This window comes from Chloroflexota bacterium, from assembly GCA_009840355.1.
In the GTDB taxonomy this organism is placed as follows: Bacteria; Chloroflexota; Dehalococcoidia; order Lucifugimonadales; family JADFKI01; genus Bin90.
On sequence record VXNZ01000017.1, the window covers coordinates 25022 to 48516 of the forward strand.

The following is a 23495-nucleotide window of genomic DNA, read 5'->3' on the forward strand; positions in this document are numbered from 1 at the left end:
CGTTAGCTAATCTCCACCGGACGGCTCGTCCTGTACCTCTCGAACCGCGCCGCAATCGCCGCATGCTTGGACAGCGTCAGCCCCGGGTCTGCATCCAAAAGGCGCTGTGCTTCCTGCTGCGCCATGCGCATGATGTCCCAGTCGGTCAGGCGAACCTGCTTCAGATCGTTCATGCCGCTTTGGCGGGTGCCCACATAGTCGCCCGCGCCACGTATTCTCAGATCTTCCTCCGCAATCTCGAAACCGTCCATCGTGCGCTCTAATATGCGGATGCGCTCGCGCGCGGACGCGCCGGGATTGTCCGACAGCAATAGGCAATGGCTAAGGTGCTCTCCCCTGCCAACACGTCCCCTGAACTGGTGCAGTTGCGCTAGTCCGAAACGGTCCGCGCCGTCGATGAGCATCACCGTCGCGTTCGGTATGTCGATGCCCACTTCGATGACGGATGTCGCCACCAGAATGTCTATCTCGCCGCGCTGAAAGCCATGCATCACGGCTTCGCGCTCGTCTTGGCTTAACCTACCGTGCAGCAGTCCTAGCCTCAATTCGCGGAATACCAGCTTGGACAGGCGCTCGAACTCTTCGGTAGCCGCGCGTGCCTGTATAGCCTCGGATTCTTCGATGAGCGGGCAGATGATGAACGCCTGCCTGCCTGCCTTGACTTCCTGCCGCACGACCGCGTATGCGCTGTCTCTCTGGCCTGGCTCTACCCAGTGCGTGCGGATCTGCTGGCGTCCGGGCGGCATTTCGTCGATTGTGGACAATTCCAGATCGCCTAGCATCGTCAGTCGCACGGAGCGCGGTATTGGCGTGGCGGACATCGCGAGCATGTGCGGTGTGCCGCCCCGGTTACGCAGGTTCATCCGCTGCATCACGCCGAACCGGTGCTGCTCGTCCACGACGACAAGCGCAAGGCGTGGAATGTCCACCGCTTCCTGTATCAGCGCCTGCGTGCCAATGACGATGTCCACCTCGCCGTCCGCAATTCGCCTGTGCATTTCGTCTTTGGCGCGATTGGACAGGCTGCCCGTCAGCAGACAGATGGTAACCTCACTGCCGTCGTGCGGCATGACAGCCGTAAAGTACGACTCGGATGGCGTATTACCCGCCTCGGACGCGGAATCACCGGCGAGCATTTTAGAGACGGTTAAGTAGTGCTGCTCGGCTAGAATCTCTGTCGGCGCCATAAGCGCAGACTGCCAGCCGTTGAGCGCCGCAACCAGCAGTGCGCCGGCCGCGACGACGGTCTTACCGCTGCCAACATCGCCTTGCAGCAGGCGGCTCATCGGGAATTTTCGCGTCAAGTCGCGCAGAATCTCGTTCAGGCAGCGCTGCTGCGCGTTCGTCAACGCATACGGCAGCGACGCCAAGAACGCATCCAGCCGTTCGTCGTCTGACGGCAGAGAGATTGCTCCACCGGACGACTGCCACTCAAGCCTGCGCTGCGCTACTACGAGTTGAAGCATCAGCAGTTCGTCGAACGCAATACGGCGGCGCGCAGTTTCCACTTGCTCTAGCGAATCAGGGTAATGCAAGCATGCGATCGCCTCGCGCAAGCCCATGAGGTCATACAGGCGCAGCGTCTCGTCCGGCACATACTCATGCACTTTGGGCAGCGCGGAGTCCAGCGCCTGCTTGACCGCGCGGCGTATCGTCCGCTGGTACAAACCGTCCGTCAGCGAGTATATCGGTACCAGCCTGCCGGCGTGCGTCTGCCCTTCGCGCTCGTCGAATATGTCATAGTCCGGCGATTGGAACACGACGCGCCCACGATACACCTTCGCAACGCCGCTGATGACGATGCGCATGCCGGGCTTCAGCGTCCTGACCAAATACGCCTGATTGAACCAAACTACCCTGATGTTACCCGTATCATCGCCCAACACTGCTTGCGCGTTCCTCGACCGCCCGCGACCGGTCTCCGTAACTTCCCAGACAGTCGCGATGACCGTCTGCGTCTCGCCTGGCACAACCTGAGCGATCTTGCGCACAGCCGTGAAGTCGTCGTGCCGGTGTGGAAAATGATACAGCAAGTCTTCTACAGTCGATATGCCAAGACTCTCAAGCCGAGTTTTGGTGCGAGCGTTCACGCCGCGGATCTTCGTAACATCGTCCTCAAGCCGCAGATTCAAGGGCTTGGTAGGAGGCTCGCGTCTGGTGGCAGGCTTACGCGGCGTGGCGTTGGACTTGGCGGAATGCTCCGGTGGCGTAGGTGGCTTTCGCTGCACGTTCTGCACCGGAGTTCCACTGGTGGAGCGGTCTGCCAAGTGAACTGGTTGGCTCCATTCCTGCTGTTTCCTTACGGATGACTCGGACGATTTCGGTGCAGACGCGCCGGCTTGGGACGGACCGGCGCCAATCTTCGTTAGCATGGCGTCTGCCCAACGATTGCGCTGTGCCGCGGGCATATCGGCGTATGATGCCGGCAAGTCCAAATGCACGCCGATTTCGCCCTGCCAACGCCGCAGGAACGCGTCCAAACCGCCAATAACTGCGTCATTGCGGTATCCTCGCCGCCGTTCGAGGCGCAGAATGTTCGCGAGAGTTCGCAGCTTTTCGTTGCCGTTCGCGCTATTGCCGTTCGCGGTGTCGTCTCTTGTTCTATCCATGCCCAAATTGTAGCGCACATTCTGGGCAGGCGAAACGAGACGCGGGGCTTGTGTAAAGGGGATTTTGCGGACTTACCGTCAGTGCCGATGCCTTGCCGCGATTCACCTCATATTGGTAATGCGGGCGCTCTTGTCCCCAAATTAGCCGTCCTCCACAGGGAGCAGGTGCTGCCGAATTACCGCGACGGATGAATCCAGACCGTACTCTCAAGCATTAGATGCCCTACTGCCGACGCAGAAGTGATATGCCTAGCGCTTTGGGGCCGGTGTAAGTGCCTACGGCAGGCCCTATTTGGGCGGTGAAGGGCTGCTTGCCGTCGGGGAGCAAGTGCTGCAGTTCGGCGGCGAAATTGGACGCTTCGTCGGGCGTTGTGGTGTAATTGACACACAGGTCTTCAAGTGGACCGAATTCTTCGGTAGTGCGGCGCAGTCTTGCCACGCCCTTCTTGTGAGTTCGCTCTTTGCCCAACTCATCAACGATGCCTTCGCGCAGGATAATCAAAGGTTTGATGCTTAGCAGCGTGGCGACCATCGCCTGCGCCTTGCCTATTCTGCCACCCTTTTGCAGATATTCGAGCGTGTCCAGCAGAACGTAGGTTTCGCAGCGGCCGATCGCGTTCTGTGCCGCGTCGATGACCACCTGCATGTCGCCGCCCGCCTGTGCCGCCCGCGCCGCCGCTATTGCGATCAAGCCCGTGCCCATACCGGCCATCTTGGAATCGACCACTTCCACGCCGCAGCCGATGTCTGCCTGTTCTGCGCCGGAGCGCGCCGAATCGACAGTGCCGCTTAGCGCCGCGGACACATGGATAGAGACGATGCCATCCGCACCGTCAGCGACCGACTCGTACAAGTCCTTGAACTCGCCGGCGGACGCTTGCGAAGTCGTGGGCAAGTTGGGGCTGTTCGACACACGACGGTAGAATTCGTCGCCGTTGATGTCAATGTTCTCGCGCAGTTCCTCGTCGCCGAAGATGACCTTCTGCGGGATAACGGCGATGCCAAACTCATCCGCAACATCACTCGGCAAATCGGACGTGCTGTCCGTAACAATTCGAATCGTCATAACACTCACTCACTCTATCGAAATTATGAGGTGGTAGAATGGCTGACCGCCATAGTAGGGTTGAAGGTCAATGTCAGGATATGCAGATTCGACTGCCGAGACTACTTCTTTCTCCTCTGCTTCGGTCATCGGATCGCCGCGGTACAGCGTAACCAGATCGCCGTCGTCCACCTCTGCACTGCGAAGTATCGATAGCGTAGTGTCCGCCAACCCTTCGCCCGCCGCGACGAGATTGCGATCGAACAAGCCGATTAGCTGCCCTTCGTCCACGCTGATACCGTCAAGTGTAACGGAGCGCGCAGCGCGGGTAATCTCGCCGGTTCGCACATCTTCGATTACATCTTCCATGCCGGCTGCGTTATCGTCCGTGCTTCTATACGGCTGATATTCTAAAATCGCCGCGACGCCCTGCGGAATGTTCGTTGTCGGTATCACCCGGACCGTCTTTTCGGCCGCTTCCGCCGCCTGCATAGCGGCAGGCACGATGTTGCCGTTGTTCGGCAAAACGATGACATGCTCAGATGGCACGGCATCCACCGCATCGAGAATATCGCGAACACTCGGGTTCATCGTATCGCCGGCGACCAGCACTGACGCGCCTTCGTGTCGGAACACTGCCTCCAAACCGTCGCCCCACGCGACCGCAAGCACGGGAATCGGTATGACCATCGAGAGCGCGTCTTCCGCCTGCTTGCGCTGCATTGCGGCGAGCCGTTCACGCTGCTCGTCCATATTCTCTACGCTCACACGGCTGACATCGCCAATCTCACGCGCGTAGTCCATCAACAAGTCAGGAGTTTCAGTATGCACATGCACCCTAATGACCGATGCATCGCCGATGACGACCCCGGAACTGCCGCGCACATTCATTTCCTCGCGCAGTTCATCGATATTCATACCTTCGCCGCGAATAACGAACTGCGTGCAATAGCCATGCCCTTCATGTTCAGTCATGTCCAGGAAATCGAGCGAGACGGCAGTCTCCGAAATATCAATGCCATCCGGCAACGGCATCTCCAAGTCGTCAGGCGATGAGTCGTCTTGCGCGACCCAGCGGCGAACTCCTTCGAGTATCATCCACAAGCCCAAGCCGCCGGAATCTACCACACCCGCTTCTTCCAAGCGTGGCAGCAACGTAGGCGTCAAAATCACCGCCTCGTGCGCAGCTGTGCAGACGTCTCGCAACATCGTTTCCGCGTCGTCGTCCGCTTCACTGCTTTGCTGTGCGGCTTTGGCGGCGTGTGTGAAGACCGTTAGCATCGTGCCTTCGACAGGATTACCTACGGCGTTGTATGCATATGCTGTTGCAAGCTGAAGCGCGTCGGCGAAATCGTTGGCGCTCACGCATTCCTTGCCGTCGAACGCTTCTGCCATACCCTTGAACAGCTGCGACACGATAGAACCGCCGTTGCCCTTCGCGCCCATGCACGCACCGTCCCACATGGCCCTTGCTACTGCCGCCGCCGTTCCGCCTTCTGCCGCGCGCGCCTCTTCCAGCGTGTCTCGTAGTGTGAGGAGCATGTTGATACCTGTGTCGCCATCCTGCACAGGGAACACATTGAGACGGTTCACAAGATTCACATGGCTTTGCAACACTTGCGCGGCAGTCGTAAACATCGCCAGCAATTCATCGCCCGACCATCGGGCTGAGAGCGTGGCATTTTGGAGCGCGACTGTCATTTTCGTTGCCCTTTCAACCGAAATGTGCTATCTTTGTGTACGAATTCACAGGCGAAATCCCGTGTGTGTCCGTGTGCGTTTGCGCCAGTTGGGCATGTACAACTTACGGCGAGATTATACTCCGCCCAATAGAAATAGTAAAGGTGAACTATGGCAGAAAGTAAAGTCTGCGAAAAAGTGTGCCGTAAGCTGGCGGGACAATCGGGCAACAATGTCAGCCACTCGAAACGGCGCACGCGGAGGCGCTGGCGGGCGAATCTGCAGAAAGCCACGATACAAGTTGACGGCAAGACCAAGAGAATGAAACTCTGCACACGCTGCCTGCGCACGCACTACAAGCAGCTTATGAAGGGCTAAACAGTCTTGCAAGATATTCTGCTAGTTGGATTAAGCCACAAGACCGCGCCTCTGGAAGTCCGCGAGTCCGTGTCTTTCATGAGCGATCAGGTGTCGGAAGCGCTGCCTATCCTCAGCGACGAGCTGGGCGAAGCCGTAATCCTCGCCACTTGCAACCGCTCTGAGATCTACACCGTTACCGACGACGCGCCACAGGCGGTCGAACGGATACACCGATTCGTCGCCGAATACCATGACTTGCCCGAGGAAAGCGTGTCGCCGCACCTCTACGAGCGCACAGGCGAAGAAGCTGTGCGGCACTTGTTCAAGGTGTCGAGTGGCTTGGATTCCATGATTGTCGGCGAGGCGCAGATACTTGGTCAGGTGCGCAAGGCGTTGAGCACCGCCACGCAAGCGAACACTGCCAAGATGACCGGCATAGGCTTGTTCCATGCCGCGCTGAGAGTCGGCAGGCGAGCGCGCAAAGAGACGAACATCGGGCGCAATCCGTTGTCCATCAGCTACGCAGGCGTGCGACTTGCTCAGCGTGTGCTGGGCGATATTTCAAATAGGCGCGCACTGCTTATCGGCGCAGGCGAGGCCGGCAGTCTTGTCGCGCGGGCGTTGCGCACAGTTGGCGTCGGCGACCTGATGATTGCGAACCGCACCGAAAGCAAGGCGCAGGAACTCGCAGCTTACCTGAGCGGCACGGTCGCACCGTTCCATAATCTCGAAGAATCGTTGGAAGTCGCGGACATCGTTATTGCGGCGACGGATTCGCCGAGTTACGTGATCACTCCGGACATGGTGTGCACGCATGAGCGCGACCATGAAGATTCGCCTCTGTTCGCCTTTGACCTGGCAATTCCGCGCGACATCGACCCGGAAATAGCCCATAATCACAATGTGCAGCTGTTCAACATTGACGACCTCTCCGCAATCGCGGAGGAGAACATGGCAGAGCGCCAGCGCGCCGCAAAAGACGCCGAACTCATAGTTGACGACGAAGTTGCGAAATTCATGCTGTGGTGGGATTCACTGGACGCACTGCCTACAGTGAAGGCGATAAGGCGGAACGCAGACGACATCCGCCGCCGTGAGCTGAACAAGGCGCTCGACTTACTCGGCGATATGTCGCCGGAAGACCGGCAGGTTGTCGAGACGCTAACACGCTCCATCGTGAACAAGATACTGCACGACCCAACCGACTCTCTGAAAAAGGGAGCGACTAAATCACAGATTAGAGTTGCCAAAAACCTGTTCCGTCTGTAGTGCGCCGACGCAACTAGGAGGTAGAAATGGCTGAATATACTAAGAGCGAAGCAATGAGCTGGGCGCGCGAAAATCTGCGCGGACAGTGGACAACCCTGATGACCCCATTCACGCCCGGAGACGAGTTCGACGAAGAGGGCATGCGCAACAATATCCGCCATATTCGCTCGCTCGGCACGCAGGGCGGCGGCTGCACCTGGGGCATGGGCGAATTCTGGAGCCTGACGCAGGAAGAGCGGCTGCGAGTCTTCGACGTGGTCGCGGACGAAGCAGGCGGCGAATGGCCCATTGCGGCGCATGTGACACACACTTCCTACAAAGACATGATTGCGCTCGCGAAGCACGCGGAAGAGGTCGGGTTCGACTTGCTAATCTGCGCAGCGCCGTACTTCGTCACCAAGACTGAAGCGCAGGTCGTTGACTGGATGCAGACGCTCGCGGACAACACCAATCTCGCCATCATGTACTACAATTCGCCGCAGTTCGGCATCGTGATGAGCGCGCAAGGGCTCAGGCAAATCTGCTCTATCCCCAATGTCGTGGGCGTCAAAGAGGCGAGCTTCAACCCGGACCTGTCCATCGAAGCGCACCAACTGCTAGGCAGGGATGCCATCATCAGCACGCCCGACGAATGGATTATGTTCAAGGGACGCGAGCTGGGCTTTGAGCAGCAGGTTATGTTCGCCAATACCTCGGACTGGCGGTTCGACCTGCCCGGCAAAAACTATTACAACCAGTTCATCGACAAGGCGATGCGCGGCGACCTAGACGACGACTTCTACGCGAAGCATGTACGCCCGATCAAGGCGGTCTCCGACAAGTGGTGGGCGAGCACAGTGCAGAAGGCGAACGGCGCGCTGCCCGCCCCAATGTGCAAATACTGGGGCGAAGTGATGGGAATGGCAGGCGGACATGTCCGGCAGCCGCACATCAACTTGACCGACGAAGAGAAAACAGAGCTGAAGGCGGACGTCGAAGAGGCGCTTGCCGAACTGTAGTTTGCCCGTTTTCGCGGATAGTCCCGGAGTACGGGCACGGGAACACGAGCAACACTTAACATTCAAGGAAGGTTCTCGCTATGATTCTGATGGTGAGCGTTCAGAACTTGGAAGAGGCGCTGCAAGCCCTTAAGGGCGGCGCCGACATTATTGATGTGAAGAATTTGCAGGAAGCGCTCGTCGGTTCGGCGCACCCGCATATCGTCCGTGATGTTCGCACGGCAATCCCAATGGAGCGACACGCGAGCGTTACGCTTGGCGTCGTGCCACATCAGGTTGGCACAGTCGCGATGGCAGTCTATGCTGCTGGCGTCATCAACGCCACATCGGTTAAGGTCGGATTTATGGACCACGAATACGAACTTGCGCTCGAGACGCTGCACGCCAGCCGCGAGGCGCTCGACGGATTCGAGACGAAGCTAATCGGCTCGCTGTTCGCGGATAACGCACTGTTCGGTGGGCTTGAACCGCATCACATGAACAAGTTGGCAATCGAAACCAAATGCGATGGCTGGCTGATTGATACGCTGACGAAAGACGGCCGCAATCTGTTCGACTTTATCCGCGAGGAAGAACTGCGCGATATGGTGTTCGAGGGCAAAGAAGCGGGTATGAGCACAGCGCTGTCGGGCCACCTGCGCATAAGCGACCTCGACGAACTTGCGCGCATCAACCCGGACATCGTGGGCGTGCGCGGCGCCGCCTGCCAGAAGTTGGACGACAGGACTTCCAGTGTTCACTGGGAGCCGGTCGCCGAGTTTAAGCGGCAGCTCGATATGCGCCTAAGCGGCGAAGTCGATGTGTTCGCCACCGCTCCGGCAGTGGAGTCTAGCAACGGCTCGACGAACGGCAGCGCGGGCAACGAATGGGTAGTTATCGATGGCACGGGAAAGACCTGCGCCGGCATCATCGCAGCCCTGACGGAGCACATCGACAACGACGGCGAGTCCTTCGTCGAAGTGCTAATCCCCGATGTACTGAATACATACGATGTAATCGTCTGGGCGGAAAAGCGCAACCACAGCATCCTGACGCAGCGCGACGACGACGCGGGCTTCGTCAGAATGCTCATCAAGCCGTAATTGGCTATAAGTTGCCTTTTGGACAGCCCGGCAAATTGTGTCGAAACGAAAAAGCGGCGCGTATCCCTTCCCAGAGTTACGCGCCCTTCTTTATGCCAGACTAAATGCCACTTCTCATCGACGGCCAATTTGCCGTAATTAACACAGCCATGCTACGATTGATTGACAGCGGAGAGAGATAACGCGCAATGGTCCCCCAGATATTGCAGGACATAGCATTCTACGTGGGTTTCATCACAGACCTGCTAGTGCTTGTCATAATCCTAGTTATCTTGATCACCGTCGTGGCAATATATCGAAAGGTTACGCGAGCCCTGAACTCGGCAGGGCGCATACTGGACAATACTGAAGAAATCGTCAACACAGTGTCCGAAAACATCGTGGGACCGGCAGCGGCTGGTTCAAGCGTTGCTTTCGGCGTCGGCAAAATATTCGCCTTCCTCAGAGGAGCGAAGAAGAAGTGAAAGGACAACAGCAAAGATGGCAAACAACGGCAGCGGCGGCGGCTCGTTCGTAATCGGCTTCATACTCGGCGGCGTAATTGGCGCACTGGCGGCATTGCTGCTGGCGCCCAAGAAGGGATCTGATACGCGCACTGACCTTGTAGAGCGCAGCGTGGCGATGCGAGCGGTTGCGGAAGAACTCGCGGCACAGGCAAGAACGCAGGCGAAAGACCGTGCATCGGTCGGCGTGGCGCAAGCGCGCGAGCGCATAAACCCGGTCGTGGAGCAAGTCAGCGCGCGCATAAACCGCAATCCCGATAGCGCCGACGAAACTACAGACCCCGAGGCGCAGCGGAACGCTTAGCCCCGAAATTGCAATTTATTAAGAAATCCCCGCCTGGCTATGTCGTCAAGCGGGGATTTCTTATTTGCGACGAACTCCCTTTCCTCTTTGGAGAAGGATGAGATTGGGTAAATTGCCGCACCACTTACTCCGACATGAACTTCGGATAAGACCCCAACACCTTCATCGTCGATGCCTTCTCCGCAATCGCCTCCAATGCGTGGCGAACTTCCTCATCCTCGTGATGCCCTTCAATGTCAGCAAGGAAGAAATACCGTCCTAGGCTAAGTCTAGTCGGCCGCGATTCAATCTTGTTCAGGTTAATTCCCCTGTCTGAAAACTCCATAAGCACGCCGACCAAGCTGCCAGGTCTGTCCGCGTCGAAATGGAAGCAGATGGAAGTCTTGTCGTTGCCGGTGGGCGCGCCGTCTTCCGACGCAAGCACGATGAATCGAGTAGCATTGCTGTGGTTGTCCTCAACACTCTCGTCTATTATCTGCACATCGAAGAATGACGCCGCCCGCTTGCCGGCAATCGCGACCGCGTTCAATTCGCTGTCCACCATTTCGCCAACGGCGGCTGAGTTGCTCAGCGATGGCATTCTAGTCGCGTCCGGGAAGCGCCGCCGCAGGTAATCTCGGCACTGCCCCAACGACTGCGGATGCGAATACACGACCTCAATTGCGTCAAGATCCGTGCCTTCCTTTGCGAACAGGCAGTGGTGTATTGGAAGGACGAGCTCGCTCTTTATCTTGAATTGCGTCTCATGTATCAGCAGGTCGGCGGTGAAGGTTACCGCGCCTTCGAGGCTATTCTCGATCGGCACAATGCCCTCGTCCGCTTCGCCTATATGCAAGGAATCGATGACGCCGGGCAGTGACGCCGCAGCGACCAGTTCGGCGTCGCAGTCGTACAGAAGCGCAGCCTCCTCGGAATATGTTCCTGGTGGCCCCAAGTATGCAAGCCTTCGTGCCATCGCTCCGTTTCTCCGTGTGTGTGCACATCCGCGCGTATCAATTCTAAGTGTATTCAGATCTAAGTGTATTCAGACGACGTGCGGTCAGTTTATGCTTGATGAAACCAATGCGTTCGATCAGGCCGTCAAGTCGTCAAGTATTACATCATCTGCGGCGAGAAATAGCCAGTCGTTGGCGCGCAACCGGTCCTCGCTCTCAGGTTTGAGCGTGATGTTCCTGCCGCGCGATATTGCCAGCACCGCCTGGCTGGAGTCTCGCGGATTGTGGAATCCGGGCAACTCGCCGATGCTGAACTCCGAGAATCTACTCGGCACCTTTATCTTGCTGATGCCGAAATTGGGCAGGATTTCCATATATTCCTGCACATCTGGGTGGAAGAGCGAGTGTGCCAAGCGCGCGCCCATCTCCGTTTCCACCTGCACGACTTTGTCCACGCCGAGCCGTTCCAATGTGTTGGCGTGCAGCTGGTCGCCGGCGCGCGCCACGATATACTTCATGCCCATCTCCTTGAGCATAACCGTAACCGTTACGCTGGCGACGAGATTGCTGCCAATCGCCACCACCGCGACATCGAACTCGTGTATGCCGAGTTGCCTCAGCACTATCTCGTTCGTTGCATCGCCGGTGATCGTGTGGGTCGCCTTGCCCATCATCATCTGCGATTTCACTTCGTCGTCGTCAATCGCAAGTACATCGTGCCCCTTGTTGTACAGACTCTGAGCCACGCTGGAGCCAAAGCGCCCAAGCCCAATTACCACAATCTGCATCTTCATAAGCGCTCACCTTGCTGCATGAATAATACCCGTTACCCTGATGCCCGTTACCCTATTGTAACCCTTTCTTGCGCGTATCGGTACAGGTCTTGCTCCGAACCCTGCGCCATCGTTACGCCTATCATCAGAGGTCCCAATTTGCCGACGAACATCGTCGCCGCGATGATTACCTGACCGATGGGCGAAAGCGCTGGAGTAATGCCAAGGCTTAGCCCGCAGGTGCCAAACGCGGAAATCGTCTCGAATATGATGGCGAGCGTGTCTGTGCCTTCTTCGGTGACACTCAGAAGCATCACAACGGCGAATACAAACACAACCGACACGGACATAATCAGATACGAGCGCTGAACTTGGCGATCAGGCACTTCCCTGCCGAATGCGGATGTATTATTGCGCCGCTTAATCTGCGCTATCATAGCGATAAACACTACCGCCATCGTGTTGACCTTGATGCCGCCCGCGACTGACGCTGACGCACCGCCGATGAACATCATTACCATCTGCAGCAAGTTTGTCCCTTCGCGCGTTCTATTTGTTTCCACGATGTTGAAACCCGCAGTCCTGTCGCTGACGGCGTGAAACGCCGACACCGCGATTTTGTCCGCCAACGGCATGCCGCCAATCGTATCCGCGTTTTCCGATTCCAGCCCGTAGAAAGACACAAAACCGACCAGCAGCAATGCCAGAGTCGCGATTATCACCAACTTGGTGTTGAGCGAAAATCGCGAAAACCGCCGCGCTCGAAACAGGTCAATGACCACAAGGTAACTGATTCCGCCGATGAAAATCAGCATCGCGAGCACGCCGATGACGAATCTATCAGACTTGAAGACTGCCAATCCGCCAGGATGGTTGAACGCGATAAAACCGGCATTGTTGAAGCCCGAAACCGCGTGGAAAAGCGCCTGCCAGAGAGCCTCACCTATCGGATACACGAAAAGGAAGAAGTATATGAACAGGACGACAAAGCCAAGCAGCTGTATGCCCGTAGCGACTATGACGATGGCGACAGTCAGCCTGACCAGATTGCCGAACTGGTCTAGCATCAGGTTTTCGCGCATCAGCAAGCGCTGCGTCAGCGTAACGCGCTGCCCGAGCAGTATGAGCAAGAATGTGGCGATGGTCATGAAGCCCAGCCCGCCGACATATATCATGCCCAAGATGATTGCCTGCCCTGCGCGCGTCCAGTAGAACGCCGTGTCCTGCACGACCAGCCCGGTTACGGTGATTGCGGATGTCGCGGTGAACAGCGCGACCGTGAACGGAGCGGAGCCGTCGGCCCGCGTGCTGAACGGCAGCAGCAGAAGCAGCGTCCCCAAGCCGATGATGGCGACGAAGAAATATATGATGACGAGCGGGCTTGTCAAAAACCGCGACTGCAGGCGCGGATTCGTTACCGTCACCAGCACCGAATTAGTCCGTGGTAGATTCAGCGCGTCCCCATCCTCATCAGACGCACGCCTTCTCCAAATGTTCAGCACTCTACACCTTCGCCGCTATTCGCATCTTTGAAATCTCCCTTACACCGCCATTACAATACAATGTATTACATCACAAGAAAAATTGGCAGTGTCTCAAACCACATAATTATTTGATTCAAGTCAAAATAGCACCATCCCTCTGGAGGGTAAGGTTAGGATGGGGCAATGAGAATTCACGCTCGCCCTCATATCACCGCAATCATTTGCGCCAACCCTAGATATATCTACCGAGTAAAGTACCGAACGAGGTCAGTCAATGCGCGTACTCGTAACCGGAGGTGCCGGATTCATCGGCTCCCACATAGTCGATACCCTAGTAGAGCAAGGCCACGCCGTATCCGTAGTCGATAACCTGTCCGAAGGCAGCCGCGACAACCTGAACCCATACGCAAAGTTCTTCGATGTCAGCGTCAATGACCCCGACGGCTTGGAATTAGTATTCGCGGAGGCGAAACCCGATGTAGTAAGCCACCACGCCGCCCAAGTGAGCGTCCGCAACTCCATGTATGACCCCACGCACGACGCCCAAGTGAACATTATCGGTTCACTGAACGTGCTTCAATGCGCGGTAAAGCATGACGTCGAGCGTATCATATTCCCGTCCACCAGCGCAGTCTATGCCAAGCCCAACCACTTGCCTATGGACGAAACCCACCCTTTAAGTCCGGAAAGCGTCTATGGCGTCTCTAAGCTCAGTGTAGAAAACTTCGTCCGCCTGTACACCGACACATACGGCATAAGGCACAAGATTTTTCGCTACGGCAATGTATTCGGTCCCCGTCAGAATCCGCACGGAGAAGCGGGTATCGTTGCCATATTTACCGGCCAGTTCATGCGCGGAGAACAGCCGACCATATTCGGTGACGGCGGCAAGACCCGAGACTACATCTTCATCAACGACATCGTCGCCGCGAACACCGCCGCGCTCGACACTACCGGCGACAACGAGACCTACAATCTTGCTTGGGGTATCGGCGTATCGGACTTTGAGATATTCGATGCTGTGCGCGCCGCGAGCGATTCATCTATGCAACCGCGCTACGCACCCGTTCGCCCAGGCGAAGCAGAGCATGTTAACCTCGACCCGTCCAAAGCCATCCAATCCCTGTCGTGGCGGCCGCAAGTCAGCCTATACGACGGAATTCTGCAAGTTATCGAACATTACCGCGAAACTCACTAGCCACTAACCCGAATCGCGTTTCCATTTGCCATAGCTATGACCTCATCTGCTACAATTCAAGAAGGACCTCACTCAACTATATTCGTCAATTGTGGACGACACGGCGACTGACCATGAACTCACAATCCACCATGCCAGCAGCCTTCGTGCAGCGCATCCACGACAGCGATATGATGGCGGTCATATCTGTCGCCGGTGCCGGCTCCGCGGCGATTTCGTGGCTGCTTGGCGTCGCAGGAGCGTCCCGCACCGTCCTCGAGATACTCGTGCCGTATGCATCATCGTCGCTCACCGAGTTCGTGGGCGGAGAGCCACAGCAATTCGTATCCGAAGACACCGCGGTCGCAATGGCGAAATCCGCGTACCGACGCGCGCTGCATCTTCGAGAAGGCAGCGCGCCCGTCGTCGGCATAGCGTGCACTGCTACCATCGCCACCGACCGCACCAAACGCGGCGACCATCGTTGCCACATCGCGGCTTGGAGCGCGGCGGGCGTTGCGACATACAATCTGACTTTCGTCAAAGAACTCCGTGACCGCGCCGGTGAAGATGCTTTGGCAAGTATGCTAGTGCTGCGTGCGCTATCCGATGCGGCATGCTTGCCATTCGACGACGACCTGCATCTCGACACGACCGAGTACGTTGAAAGCAATAGCGTGCAATACGCCGATCCCATCGATGCGCTGATGGCAGGACATATTGGCAAGGCAGTCGTGCATCCTGACGGCAGCATGCGCGCAGACGAACCGTTTCATGGCGGCATATTATCCGGGTCGTTTAACCCGCTGCATGAAGGACACGCGGCAATGGTGAAGACGGCATCCGAAATGCTAGACAAACCGGTCGTCTATGAACTATCCGTCGCCAACGCTGACAAGCCACCGCTTGAAGCGGGCGAAGTGCGGCGCAGAGTAGCACAGTTCACCGGCGCTGCGCCAATCGTGCTAACCGGCGTGCCCGTGTTCTACAAGAAGGCGGACTTGCTACCCGGATGCACATTCATCATCGGCGTAGATACCGCAGTAAGGCTGTTTGACAAGAAGTATTACAGCAACAGCGAGACCGAAATGCTGCTCGCCTTACAGCAGATGCGCGAACACGACTGCGACTTTTTGGTCGCAGGACGTGTCGATGGCAACACATTCCACACGCTCGCAGATGTCAGGATTCCGGACGGATTCGAGCCCATGTTTACCCCGATACCGGAGTCTGCGTTTCGCAGCGACATATCTTCCACTGAAATCAGAGCGGCTGGCGTATCGGGCAGCCGCGCCGCACAGTGAGCGCATGAGCAATTACAAGGACTTGCGTGAGTTCGTCAGATTCCTTGAGCGCAAGGGCGAGTTGCGCCGCATAAAGACGCCCGTCAGCAGCGATCTGGAAATCACCGAGATTGCCAGTCGCGTCATCGCGAATGGCGGTCCCGCGCTGCTGTTCGAGAATGTTGACGGCGGAAACATCCCCGTTCTCATCAACATATTCGGCACGCACCAGCGCGTCGCCTGGGCACTCGGCGTGGACCATATCGACGAGTTGACTGACCGCGTTCGCAAGCTGCTCGGTCTCACGCAAGGTCCGCCGGCCGGCATCGTCAACAAACTCAAGACCGTTGGCGATCTGGCAGGGCTTGCGCGCAGTCAGCCGAAGATGGTCAAGAGCGCGCCGTGCCAAGAAGTCGTGCTCACCGGGGATGACGCAGATGTGAACGCATTCCCCATCATCAAGTGCTGGCCGCTTGATGGTGGGCGATACATCACCCTGCCCCTTGTCATATCGCGCGACCCAACATCCGGGCGGCGCAATGTCGGCACCTACCGGATGCAGGTGTTCGACGGCAAGACGATGGGCATGCACTGGCAGTCGCACAAGGTCGGCGCGCGGCACTTCCGCGACGGCGAAGAGCGCAGGCTAGACCGTCTCGATGTCGCGGTTGCGCTCGGCGGCGACCCTACGACGATATGGACCGGCTCAATGCCGCTGCCGCCGGATATGGACGAGATAGCGGCGTCCGGCGTCATTCGCGGCAAGGCGGTCGAGATGGTCAAGTGCAAGACCATCGACCTTGAAGCGCCGGCGCACGCGGAAATCGTGCTAGAAGGCTATGTAGTGCCCGGCGAATTGCGACCGGAGGGTCCGTTTGGCGACCATACCGGCTACTATTCGATGGAAGACGACTACCCGGTGTTCCATCTCACGGCGATAACGCACCGGCGCAATCCGATCTACCCCACGACATTCGTGGGCGTGCCGCCCAAGGAAGACTTCTTCATGGGCAAGGCGACGGAGCGCATCATGCTGCCCGCGCTGCAAGCGGCGTTGCCCGAAGTGAAGGATATCAACATGCCCGCCGAGGGCATATTCCACAACCTCGTCATAGTATCCATCCGCAAGGAATACCCGGGACACGCGCGCAAGGTGATGAACGCGCTCTGGGGCTTAGGCTTGATGATGCTGACGAAAGTCATCGTCATCGTCGATCACTATGTCGATGTGCAGGACCTGTCGGAAGTGGCTTGGCGCGTTACTGCAAATCTCGATCCGGGCGCTGACATCGTGTTCTCGGAAGGACCGCTAGACGACCTCGAACACGCCAGCGCAACGCCGCGGTATGGTACAAAGATGGGCATAGACGCAACCGCGAAGGGACGGCTGGACGGCCGCAATCGCGAATGGCCACCCGACATCGTGATGAGCGAGGAAATCAAGTCACTCGTCGATTCCAAGTGGCGGGAGTACAAAATATGAACGCGGCGGCAATCCCAATTTCGGCAGCGCGAAAGATGGGCTTATTCATGGACGCCATCAGGTTTCAGGAAAGCATATTCGCCCTGCCCTTCGCATACACCGGCATGATTCTCGCGGCGTGGACCGCATCAGACGGCGCAACCTGGCATCCTACACTACACCAGTTCATCTGGATTACCGTCGCTATGGTAGGCGCGCGCACCGTCGGAATGGCGGCGAACCGCATCATCGACCGATACATTGACGCGCAGAACCCGCGCAACGCCGGCAGGCATTTGCCGTCGGGCAAGCTTTCCCTGCGCGATATGACGATCCTGACAATCGCGGCGCTCTTCGTCTTCGTCTTCGCCGCCTACCAGCTGAATCCACTCGCGCTGATGCTCACGCCGGTCGCGGTCGCATATCTCATATTCTACCCGTACACCAAGCGCTTCACGTGGACATCGAACCTGCTGCTGGGCTGGGCGCTCGCCATCGCACCGTCCGCGGCGTGGATTGGCGTAACCGGCAGCCTCACTTGGCAGCCGGTCTTGCTGTCGCTTGCGGTGGCGCTGTGGGCAGGCAGCTTCGACATCCTGTATCATACGCAGGATTACGCATTCCAGAAGGAAGCGAGCTTACACTCGGTCGCGAGTCGCTTCGGCGTGCGCAGCGCGTTCTGCTGGGCGCGTGTGCTAGACCCGCTCGCGCTCGTCGCACTTCTCGCGCTTGGGCTATGGCTAGGCTTGAGTTGGCCATACTACATCGGCATCTTGCTCGCAGGCGGCTTTCTTGTGTATAAGCACCGGCTGGTCTCACCGGACGACCTATCCAGCCTTGGCATGGCGTTCTTCCGTATCAACGCCTACGTATCCACGACGATGTTCGTGGCAACCCTAGCAGCGGTGCTGATATGACACAGTTTCCCGTGACGAATCAAATTGCGCCAAATCATCCAGTCGTCATTGGCATCAGCGGCGCAAGCGGCTCGATGATTGCAAACGGCTTGATTGACGCGGTATTGCAGAGCGGCATACCCGTCATCGCGACCGCTTCCAACGCCGCGCGGATGGTCTGGCAACAAGAAATGGACACTTCGTTCGGCGAGGCGCTTGAGTATTGGCGCGATTTGGGCGATTTCACCTATTGCGCGCCGGGCGACATTCAATCGCCGATTGCGAGCGGTTCGTTCCCCACGCGGGGCATGGTCATCGCGCCGTGCAGCATGTCAACTGTCGCCGCCCTTGCGCACGGATTCGCCGACAATCTGATTCGCCGCGCCGCCGACGTCTGCCTGAAAGAACGCCGTCCGCTGACCATCGTGCCGCGCGAGACGCCGCTCAGCGCCATTCACCTCGAGAATATGGCGGCGCTCTCGCGGCTTGGCGTAACGGTCTTGCCGCCGGAACCGCCTTTCTACCTGAAGCCGAAATCGCTGGACGATGTGGCGAATTATGTTGTGCAGAAGGCACTGGTTAGTATCGGATTGATTGCCGCTCTTCCGCAAAGCATGCAATACGACGGACCAGCTCGACCATCAGGATAATGCCCAAGGGAATACGCGCCCAAAGACGACATCGACGAGGTGGCGAGGGACACACGCTTGCTAGGCGCGAAGGTCGTTGCCGTGCACGGCGAAACAGTCGTAGAGCCGGTCGAACCGGGCACGAATATGGCATCGCTCAGATCGGACCATGTGGATGGATTAGCCCACCCTGGCCTAATTACGCTGGAAGAAGCGCGAATTGCCGCGAAGAAGGATATATTCCTCGAAGTGTCTGCGCGTAAGGGTCATAGCTTCACAAACGGTCACGTAGTGCGCATGGCGAAGGCAGCCGGCTCGCGCCTAATACTAGACTCGGACTCGCACGAACCCGGCGATCTGCTCACACCGGAATTCGCGAAGAACGTCGCGCTCGGATCCGGTATAAGTGAAGAAGAAGCCTATCACCTGCTGGAGTTCGCCCCACTGGACTTCCTGAAGAAGATAGGCGTGCCATATACGCCCAGCATACGGGATTGACTCCCCTTCAGTCTGCGAATCGGGTAGCATATTTCATTCGACCGCGCGCTAATCGGGCAGACCGATTACACCGAAATCCGACATGTCGGTAGCACCCGGCGCCCGCGTAAGTGAAGAAGGGGCGAATCACCCACAGCAATTCGCCCCATCGGATTTCTTGAAGAGGCTAGGCGCCTCATAGACGCCCAGCATACAACGCTATTACGGCTAGTCGGGCAGGACGATGGACTCGGGTTCTTCGCCTATTGCGACCTGCGAGGTGTTGTGGATTGCGAAGGCGCGGCTGCGCTCGCCCGATTCCTGCGTGAACGCGGCGAGGTGCGGCGTAATCAGCACATTGTCGAATGCGAAGAGCGGGTTGTCCGGCGATGTCGGCTCGTCTTCGAGCACGTCAAGACCGGCAGCCATAATCTTCTTCTCCTCGATCGCGCGAATCAACGCGGCTTCGTCAACGACCGGACCTCGGCAGGCATTGATGAGCACCGCGGACGGCTTCATCAAGTCGAATTCGCGGTCGCTGATGAGCTTGGTCGTGCTGCGATTGAGCGGCACGTGCAGGGTTATGATGTCCGCCGACTGCAGCAGCTCGTCCATCGATACTCGCGTCGCCTTCAGTTCGGCTTCCAGCTCGGGGTCAATCGCTACCTCATCATAGTAGATGATCTCGCACTCCCAGCCCTGCAGCCGCCGCGCCACGCGCGAACCGATGCGCCCAAGCCCGACAATGCCGACCGTCTTGCCCGCGATTTCGTGCGCCTGCGAGAACCAGTCCGTTCGGATGTTGCCCATCCATTCGCCCGCCTTCACCGCATTGTACTGCAGCTGCATCTTACGGAACACGCTGACCAGCAGCGTAATCGTGTGCTCCGCGACAGCGATTGCGTTGCCGCCTCCGTTGTTCGCCACGCGAATGCCTAGCTCGCCGAGCGTCTGCTTGTCGATCATGTCCGTGCCCGCGCTGACCGTCTGCACAAGTCGCACGCTAGGCGTCAGCCGAGCAAGCTCAACGGAATATACGCTGGGCGTAACGACAACCGCCGCAACGCCTTCTAGGTCCTTCGCCTGATCCTCTATGGACTGGGACGAATCGACCCACTTGACCTCCGCGCCTTCGGGCGCATTCGCCTGAAAAGATTCCAAAAGATCCCCGTTCGGGGAAAGATATGCAACACTCGCTGCCATTTAACTCTCCTATCAATTTCCTTCAATATGATAAAAATGCCAGACCACCACCAAGCCACCGCCACAATCCACAGCAGAGATTATATTCAACTGATGCCAGCGCGCGCAAGCCAGTGTCCGCAGTGCGCCGAATAACTTGCGCGTGCCAATAGATTAACGCTAGAATAGCATGTAAGAATTGAATAATCACCACTTGTTATAGGAAAGTGTTAATGGAAGCGCACGAGTTAGTCCAACTAGAAGCAAATCCGAACATCGAAGAGTTCCAGCCCGGCGATACCGTGCGCGTGGAAATCCGAGTTACCGAGGGTGAACGCACCCGCTTGCAGGCGTTCCAAGGCGTCGTCATTCGCAAGCGCGGTGGAGGTCCGGGCGCGTCGTTCACGGTGCGCCGCGTCAGCTACGAAATCGGCGTAGAGCGCACATTCCTCATGCACTCGCCCAATGTGGAGTCGGTCACGGTAACACGGCGCGGCAAGGTGCGCCGGTCGCGGCTGTACTACCTGCGCAACCTGTCCGGCCGCGCCGCCCGCATCAAAGAACGCCGGTAGGTATTCAAGTGAACAATCTACGAATACACATTAGGGCAGACCGTGAGAAGTCTGCCCTTTTGCTATTTTGCGAGAAGTATTTCTAGTGGGGCGTAATCATACGCCCGCAACCATACGATTGAACGCAAGACTCAATGAAACCTGCCCCAATGCGTTCTTTCAACTTTGATGACGAATGGCTAGGATGGTGCCAGGATGGTGGTTAACTCTTCCATAGTACGCAATCGCAAAATGCCTTAAGCGCCGGATTAGCCTGCCGGCATACTCGCGCAGAGGACGATATGGCCGAACAGCGAAACGAGAGATTTGCGGAGGTCGCGGTGGATGTGCCGACCGCGCCCGGTCGCACTTTCAGCTATCGCGTTCCACGGGGGATGGGCGTGTCGCCGGGCAATCTCGTGCGCATTCCGTTCGGCGCGCGCACATTGCAAGGCATAGTATTCTCGCTTGCGGATCATACGCAAGTCGCGGACGCGGACACGCGGGACATTACAAGTGTCGTATTCGATGAGCCGCTGCTCGACGATGTGCGGCTGCGGCTCGCCCGATGGATTAGCGAATACTACGTCTGCTCGCTGTTCGAGGCTGCCACGCCGATGCTGCCCCCTGGCGGTCGTGTGCGCGCCCGCGTCCATCTCACATTGAGCGACGCGGACACCGACGAAAACCGCATCACACCGCTGCAACAGCGCGTGATGGACTATATATCCAAGCGCGGCTCCGCAACCCACGATGCCGTAGTCAAGGCGCTTGGCGACGGCGCAGCCGCATCGGTCGCAAGCCTAGTACGCCGCGACATCCTAAACCGCGACTATTCCCTACCCGAACCGTCGGTTAAGCACAAGTATCGTACTCTAGTCGGCATCGCGCCCGACAGCGCATCGGACATCGACGAATGGCTTGACAATACGAGAGCGCGCAAACAGGCGGCACTTGTCGAGCATCTGCGCGAAGTCCACGAACCCATTGAAATCACCGAGGTCCGCCGCGAGTTCGGAGCAAGCATAGTCAAGACGGTCATGGATAGGGGCTGGCTCGCTACCAAGACCGTCGCCCTAGACCGAGACCCGCTAGACGGCAGGTCGTTTCCGCAGCCGTCAACAATGCGGCTCAATGTAGAGCAGTCTGAGGCAGCGACTTCGATTCACAGCTCGTTCGAGCAGACGGCTGCGCTTGGCACGACCTTCCTCATCGAAGGTGTAACCGGCAGCGGCAAGACGGAGGTCTATTTGGACGCGGTGGACTGCTGCATCCAGATGGGTAAGCAAGCGATTGTGCTCGTTCCGGAAATCGCGCTGACATACCAGACCATCGAACGATTCGCCGCACGATTCCCGAGTAGGGTCGCCGTACTGCACAGCGGCTTGTCGGACGGCGAGCGCTTCGACCAATGGTGGAAGATACGACGCGGGCAGTACGATCTCGTCATCGGCTCGCGGAGCGCGGTGTTTGCGCCGGTGCCTGACCTTGGGCTAATCGTCATCGACGAAGAGCACGAGTGGACTTACAAGCAGCACGACGCCGCGCCACGATACCACGCGCGGCAGGTCAGCCTGCGCCTGTCTGATATGACGCAGGCGTTGGTCGTGCTAGGCAGCGCTTCTCCGGATGTCGGCTCGTACTATGCAGGAATGAACGGCAGGTATCGGCTGCACCGGCTTACGAAGCGATTCATTGACGCGGATGGGGACACGGACAAGGACGCGGGCGCACGCACAGCAACCACGGGCGCGATGCCCTCGGTACAGGTCGTGGATATGCGCGAAGAATTGCGCGCGGGCAACACTAACATGTTCAGCCGCGCGCTTAACGATTCGTTGCAAGCTTGCCTAGATTCCGGCGAACAGGCGATGCTCTTTTTGAACCGGCGCGGCACTTCGTCGCACTTGCGCTGCTTCAGTTGCGGGTACAGCTTGCGCTGCCGGCACTGCGATGTCAGCGTCACCTACCACGCGGCGTCGCGGCGCTACATTTGCCACTATTGCGGACGCCGGCGATTGCCGCCGGATGTGTGCCCGCAGTGCCTAAGATCTCGCCTGCGCAACTACGGCATAGGCACGGAAGCCGTCGCAGCCGAAGTCGCGGCGCGCTTCCCCGATGTCGGCGTGCTGCGCTGGGATAGGGACATCGCCAGCAGTCCAAAAGCGCACGAAGAACTACTGACGCGATTTCGAACGGGTGAAGCGCAGGTGCTCGTCGGCACGCAGATGATCGCCAAGGGATTGCACTTCCCATCCGTGTCGCTGGTCGGTGTAGTTTCCGCCGATGTCGGGTTGACGATACCGGACTATCGCGCCGGTGAGCGCGCCTTCCAACTGCTGCATCAGGTCGCGGGCAGGGCGGGTCGCGGCAGCACCGAAGGCAAGGTAATCATCCAAACATTCCAACCGGACAATTACGCCATACAATCGGCCGCGGCGCAGGACTATCAGCTATTCTATATGCGTGAGATGGCGTATCGCCGTCAGCAGGACAACCCGCCGTACAGCCGCCTAATTCGCCTGCTGTACACGGACACCAACCAAGCGAAGTGCGAATCCGAGGCGATACGCATGGCGACGAATTTGCGCCGGCGCAGGGCGGAATGGGACATTACCGATACGGAAGTGCTGGGACCAATGCCCGCGTTCCCGGCGCGGCTGCGTGGACGCTATCGCTGGCACATCATCCTGCGCGGCAAGAATCCACGCGAGTTGCTGGACAAGGCAGAAGTGCCGAAGGGCTGGAATGTGGACATCGATCCGGTGGCGCTGACTTGAGGGATTGCGAAACGCG

The 23495-nt window shown here is 58.0% G+C and carries 21 protein-coding genes; 14 read left to right on the forward strand and 7 right to left on the reverse strand.

The genetic code is table 11. The annotated features are described in order from the left end of the window. Positions 1–2 precede the first annotated feature (2 nt). The 3 genes from recG to F4X57_04455 all read right to left on the reverse strand — a co-directional run bounded on the left by recG (position 3) and on the right by F4X57_04455 (position 5355). Entirely contained in the window at positions 3–2609 is a 2607-nt protein-coding gene (recG, locus tag F4X57_04445) for an ATP-dependent DNA helicase RecG (GenBank protein ID MYC06409.1), read from the reverse strand. 223 nt (positions 2610–2832) lie between these two features. Beyond that, on the reverse strand, positions 2833–3675 hold the full coding sequence (locus F4X57_04450; GenBank protein MYC06410.1) for a DegV family protein: 843 nt from the start codon (positions 3673–3675) through the stop codon (positions 2833–2835). A gap of 9 nt (positions 3676–3684) precedes the next feature. Next, complete coding sequence (locus tag F4X57_04455) at positions 3685–5355, reverse strand: DAK2 domain-containing protein (protein MYC06411.1); 1671 nt, start codon at positions 5353–5355, stop codon at positions 3685–3687. A 150-nt stretch (positions 5356–5505) separates the two neighbouring features. On the opposite strand from F4X57_04455, the gene rpmB reads away from it, so the two are divergent. The 6 genes from rpmB (at position 5506) to F4X57_04485 (ending at position 9850) form a co-directional block, all read left to right on the forward strand. Then, positions 5506–5712 carry a 50S ribosomal protein L28 gene (rpmB, locus tag F4X57_04460; GenBank protein MYC06412.1) on the forward strand — a complete coding sequence of 69 codons (207 nt, stop codon included), beginning with the start codon at positions 5506–5508 and terminating at the stop codon, positions 5710–5712. Between the two features lie 6 nt (positions 5713–5718). After that, positions 5719–6963, forward strand: coding sequence for a glutamyl-tRNA reductase (locus tag F4X57_04465; protein MYC06413.1), 1245 nt, complete (start codon positions 5719–5721; stop codon positions 6961–6963). A 26-nt stretch (positions 6964–6989) separates the two neighbouring features. Then, the gene (locus tag F4X57_04470) at positions 6990–7961 is read left to right on the forward strand and encodes a dihydrodipicolinate synthase family protein (GenBank protein ID MYC06414.1); all 972 of its coding nucleotides are present in this window, start codon (positions 6990–6992) and stop codon (positions 7959–7961) included. Between the two features lie 80 nt (positions 7962–8041). Continuing rightward, positions 8042–9043, forward strand: coding sequence for a hypothetical protein (locus F4X57_04475; protein MYC06415.1), 1002 nt, complete (start codon positions 8042–8044; stop codon positions 9041–9043). 188 nt (positions 9044–9231) lie between these two features. Continuing rightward, positions 9232–9507: a hypothetical protein gene (locus tag F4X57_04480; protein ID MYC06416.1), complete on the forward strand. Its 276-nt coding sequence runs from the start codon at positions 9232–9234 to the stop codon at positions 9505–9507. A gap of 16 nt (positions 9508–9523) precedes the next feature. Next, the gene (locus F4X57_04485; protein MYC06417.1) at positions 9524–9850 is read left to right on the forward strand and encodes a YtxH domain-containing protein; all 327 of its coding nucleotides are present in this window, start codon (positions 9524–9526) and stop codon (positions 9848–9850) included. Positions 9851–9974: 124 nt separating this feature from the next. On the opposite strand, the gene pheA is transcribed toward F4X57_04485, so the two are convergent. The 3 genes from pheA to F4X57_04500 all read right to left on the reverse strand — a co-directional run bounded on the left by pheA (position 9975) and on the right by F4X57_04500 (position 13060). Continuing rightward, positions 9975–10805, reverse strand: coding sequence for a prephenate dehydratase (gene pheA, locus F4X57_04490; protein MYC06418.1), 831 nt, complete (start codon positions 10803–10805; stop codon positions 9975–9977). A gap of 117 nt (positions 10806–10922) precedes the next feature. Continuing rightward, a complete protein-coding gene (locus F4X57_04495; GenBank protein ID MYC06419.1) occupies positions 10923–11579 on the reverse strand; it encodes a TrkA family potassium uptake protein in 657 nt (218 codons plus the stop codon). A 47-nt stretch (positions 11580–11626) separates the two neighbouring features. Continuing rightward, positions 11627–13060 carry a hypothetical protein gene (locus F4X57_04500; GenBank protein ID MYC06420.1) on the reverse strand — a complete coding sequence of 478 codons (1434 nt, stop codon included), beginning with the start codon at positions 13058–13060 and terminating at the stop codon, positions 11627–11629. Positions 13061–13316: 256 nt separating this feature from the next. Here F4X57_04500 and F4X57_04505 point away from each other — a divergent pair, with 256 nt between their 5' ends. The 6 genes from F4X57_04505 to F4X57_04530 all read left to right on the forward strand — a co-directional run bounded on the left by F4X57_04505 (position 13317) and on the right by F4X57_04530 (position 18987). Further along, positions 13317–14240: an NAD-dependent epimerase/dehydratase family protein gene (locus F4X57_04505; protein MYC06421.1), complete on the forward strand. Its 924-nt coding sequence runs from the start codon at positions 13317–13319 to the stop codon at positions 14238–14240. Between the two features lie 113 nt (positions 14241–14353). Then, positions 14354–15523, forward strand: a complete 1170-nt coding sequence (locus tag F4X57_04510) for an adenylyltransferase/cytidyltransferase family protein (protein MYC06422.1) — start codon at positions 14354–14356, stop codon at positions 15521–15523. A gap of 4 nt (positions 15524–15527) precedes the next feature. Next, complete coding sequence (locus tag F4X57_04515) at positions 15528–16985, forward strand: menaquinone biosynthesis decarboxylase (protein ID MYC06423.1); 1458 nt, start codon at positions 15528–15530, stop codon at positions 16983–16985. Further along, a complete protein-coding gene (locus tag F4X57_04520; GenBank protein MYC06424.1) occupies positions 16982–17881 on the forward strand; it encodes a 4-hydroxybenzoate octaprenyltransferase in 900 nt (299 codons plus the stop codon). Before F4X57_04515 ends, F4X57_04520 begins: the two co-directional genes overlap by 4 nt. Beyond that, complete coding sequence (locus tag F4X57_04525) at positions 17878–18510, forward strand: UbiX family flavin prenyltransferase (GenBank protein MYC06425.1); 633 nt, start codon at positions 17878–17880, stop codon at positions 18508–18510. Before F4X57_04520 ends, F4X57_04525 begins: the two co-directional genes overlap by 4 nt. 30 nt (positions 18511–18540) lie before the next feature. Beyond that, on the forward strand, positions 18541–18987 hold the full coding sequence (locus F4X57_04530) for a histidinol phosphate phosphatase domain-containing protein (GenBank protein ID MYC06426.1): 447 nt from the start codon (positions 18541–18543) through the stop codon (positions 18985–18987). Positions 18988–19194: 207 nt separating this feature from the next. Here the strand turns inward: F4X57_04530 and F4X57_04535 are convergent, their stop codons facing one another. Further along, a complete protein-coding gene (locus F4X57_04535) occupies positions 19195–20169 on the reverse strand; it encodes a lactate dehydrogenase (protein MYC06427.1) in 975 nt (324 codons plus the stop codon). A gap of 212 nt (positions 20170–20381) precedes the next feature. Here F4X57_04535 and F4X57_04540 point away from each other — a divergent pair, with 212 nt between their 5' ends. Both F4X57_04540 and priA read left to right on the forward strand, forming a co-directional pair. Then, the gene (locus tag F4X57_04540) at positions 20382–20720 is read left to right on the forward strand and encodes a 50S ribosomal protein L19 (protein ID MYC06428.1); all 339 of its coding nucleotides are present in this window, start codon (positions 20382–20384) and stop codon (positions 20718–20720) included. 281 nt (positions 20721–21001) lie between these two features. Then, positions 21002–23479, forward strand: a complete 2478-nt coding sequence (gene priA, locus F4X57_04545) for a primosomal protein N' (protein MYC06429.1) — start codon at positions 21002–21004, stop codon at positions 23477–23479. Positions 23480–23495: the final 16 nt, after the last annotated feature.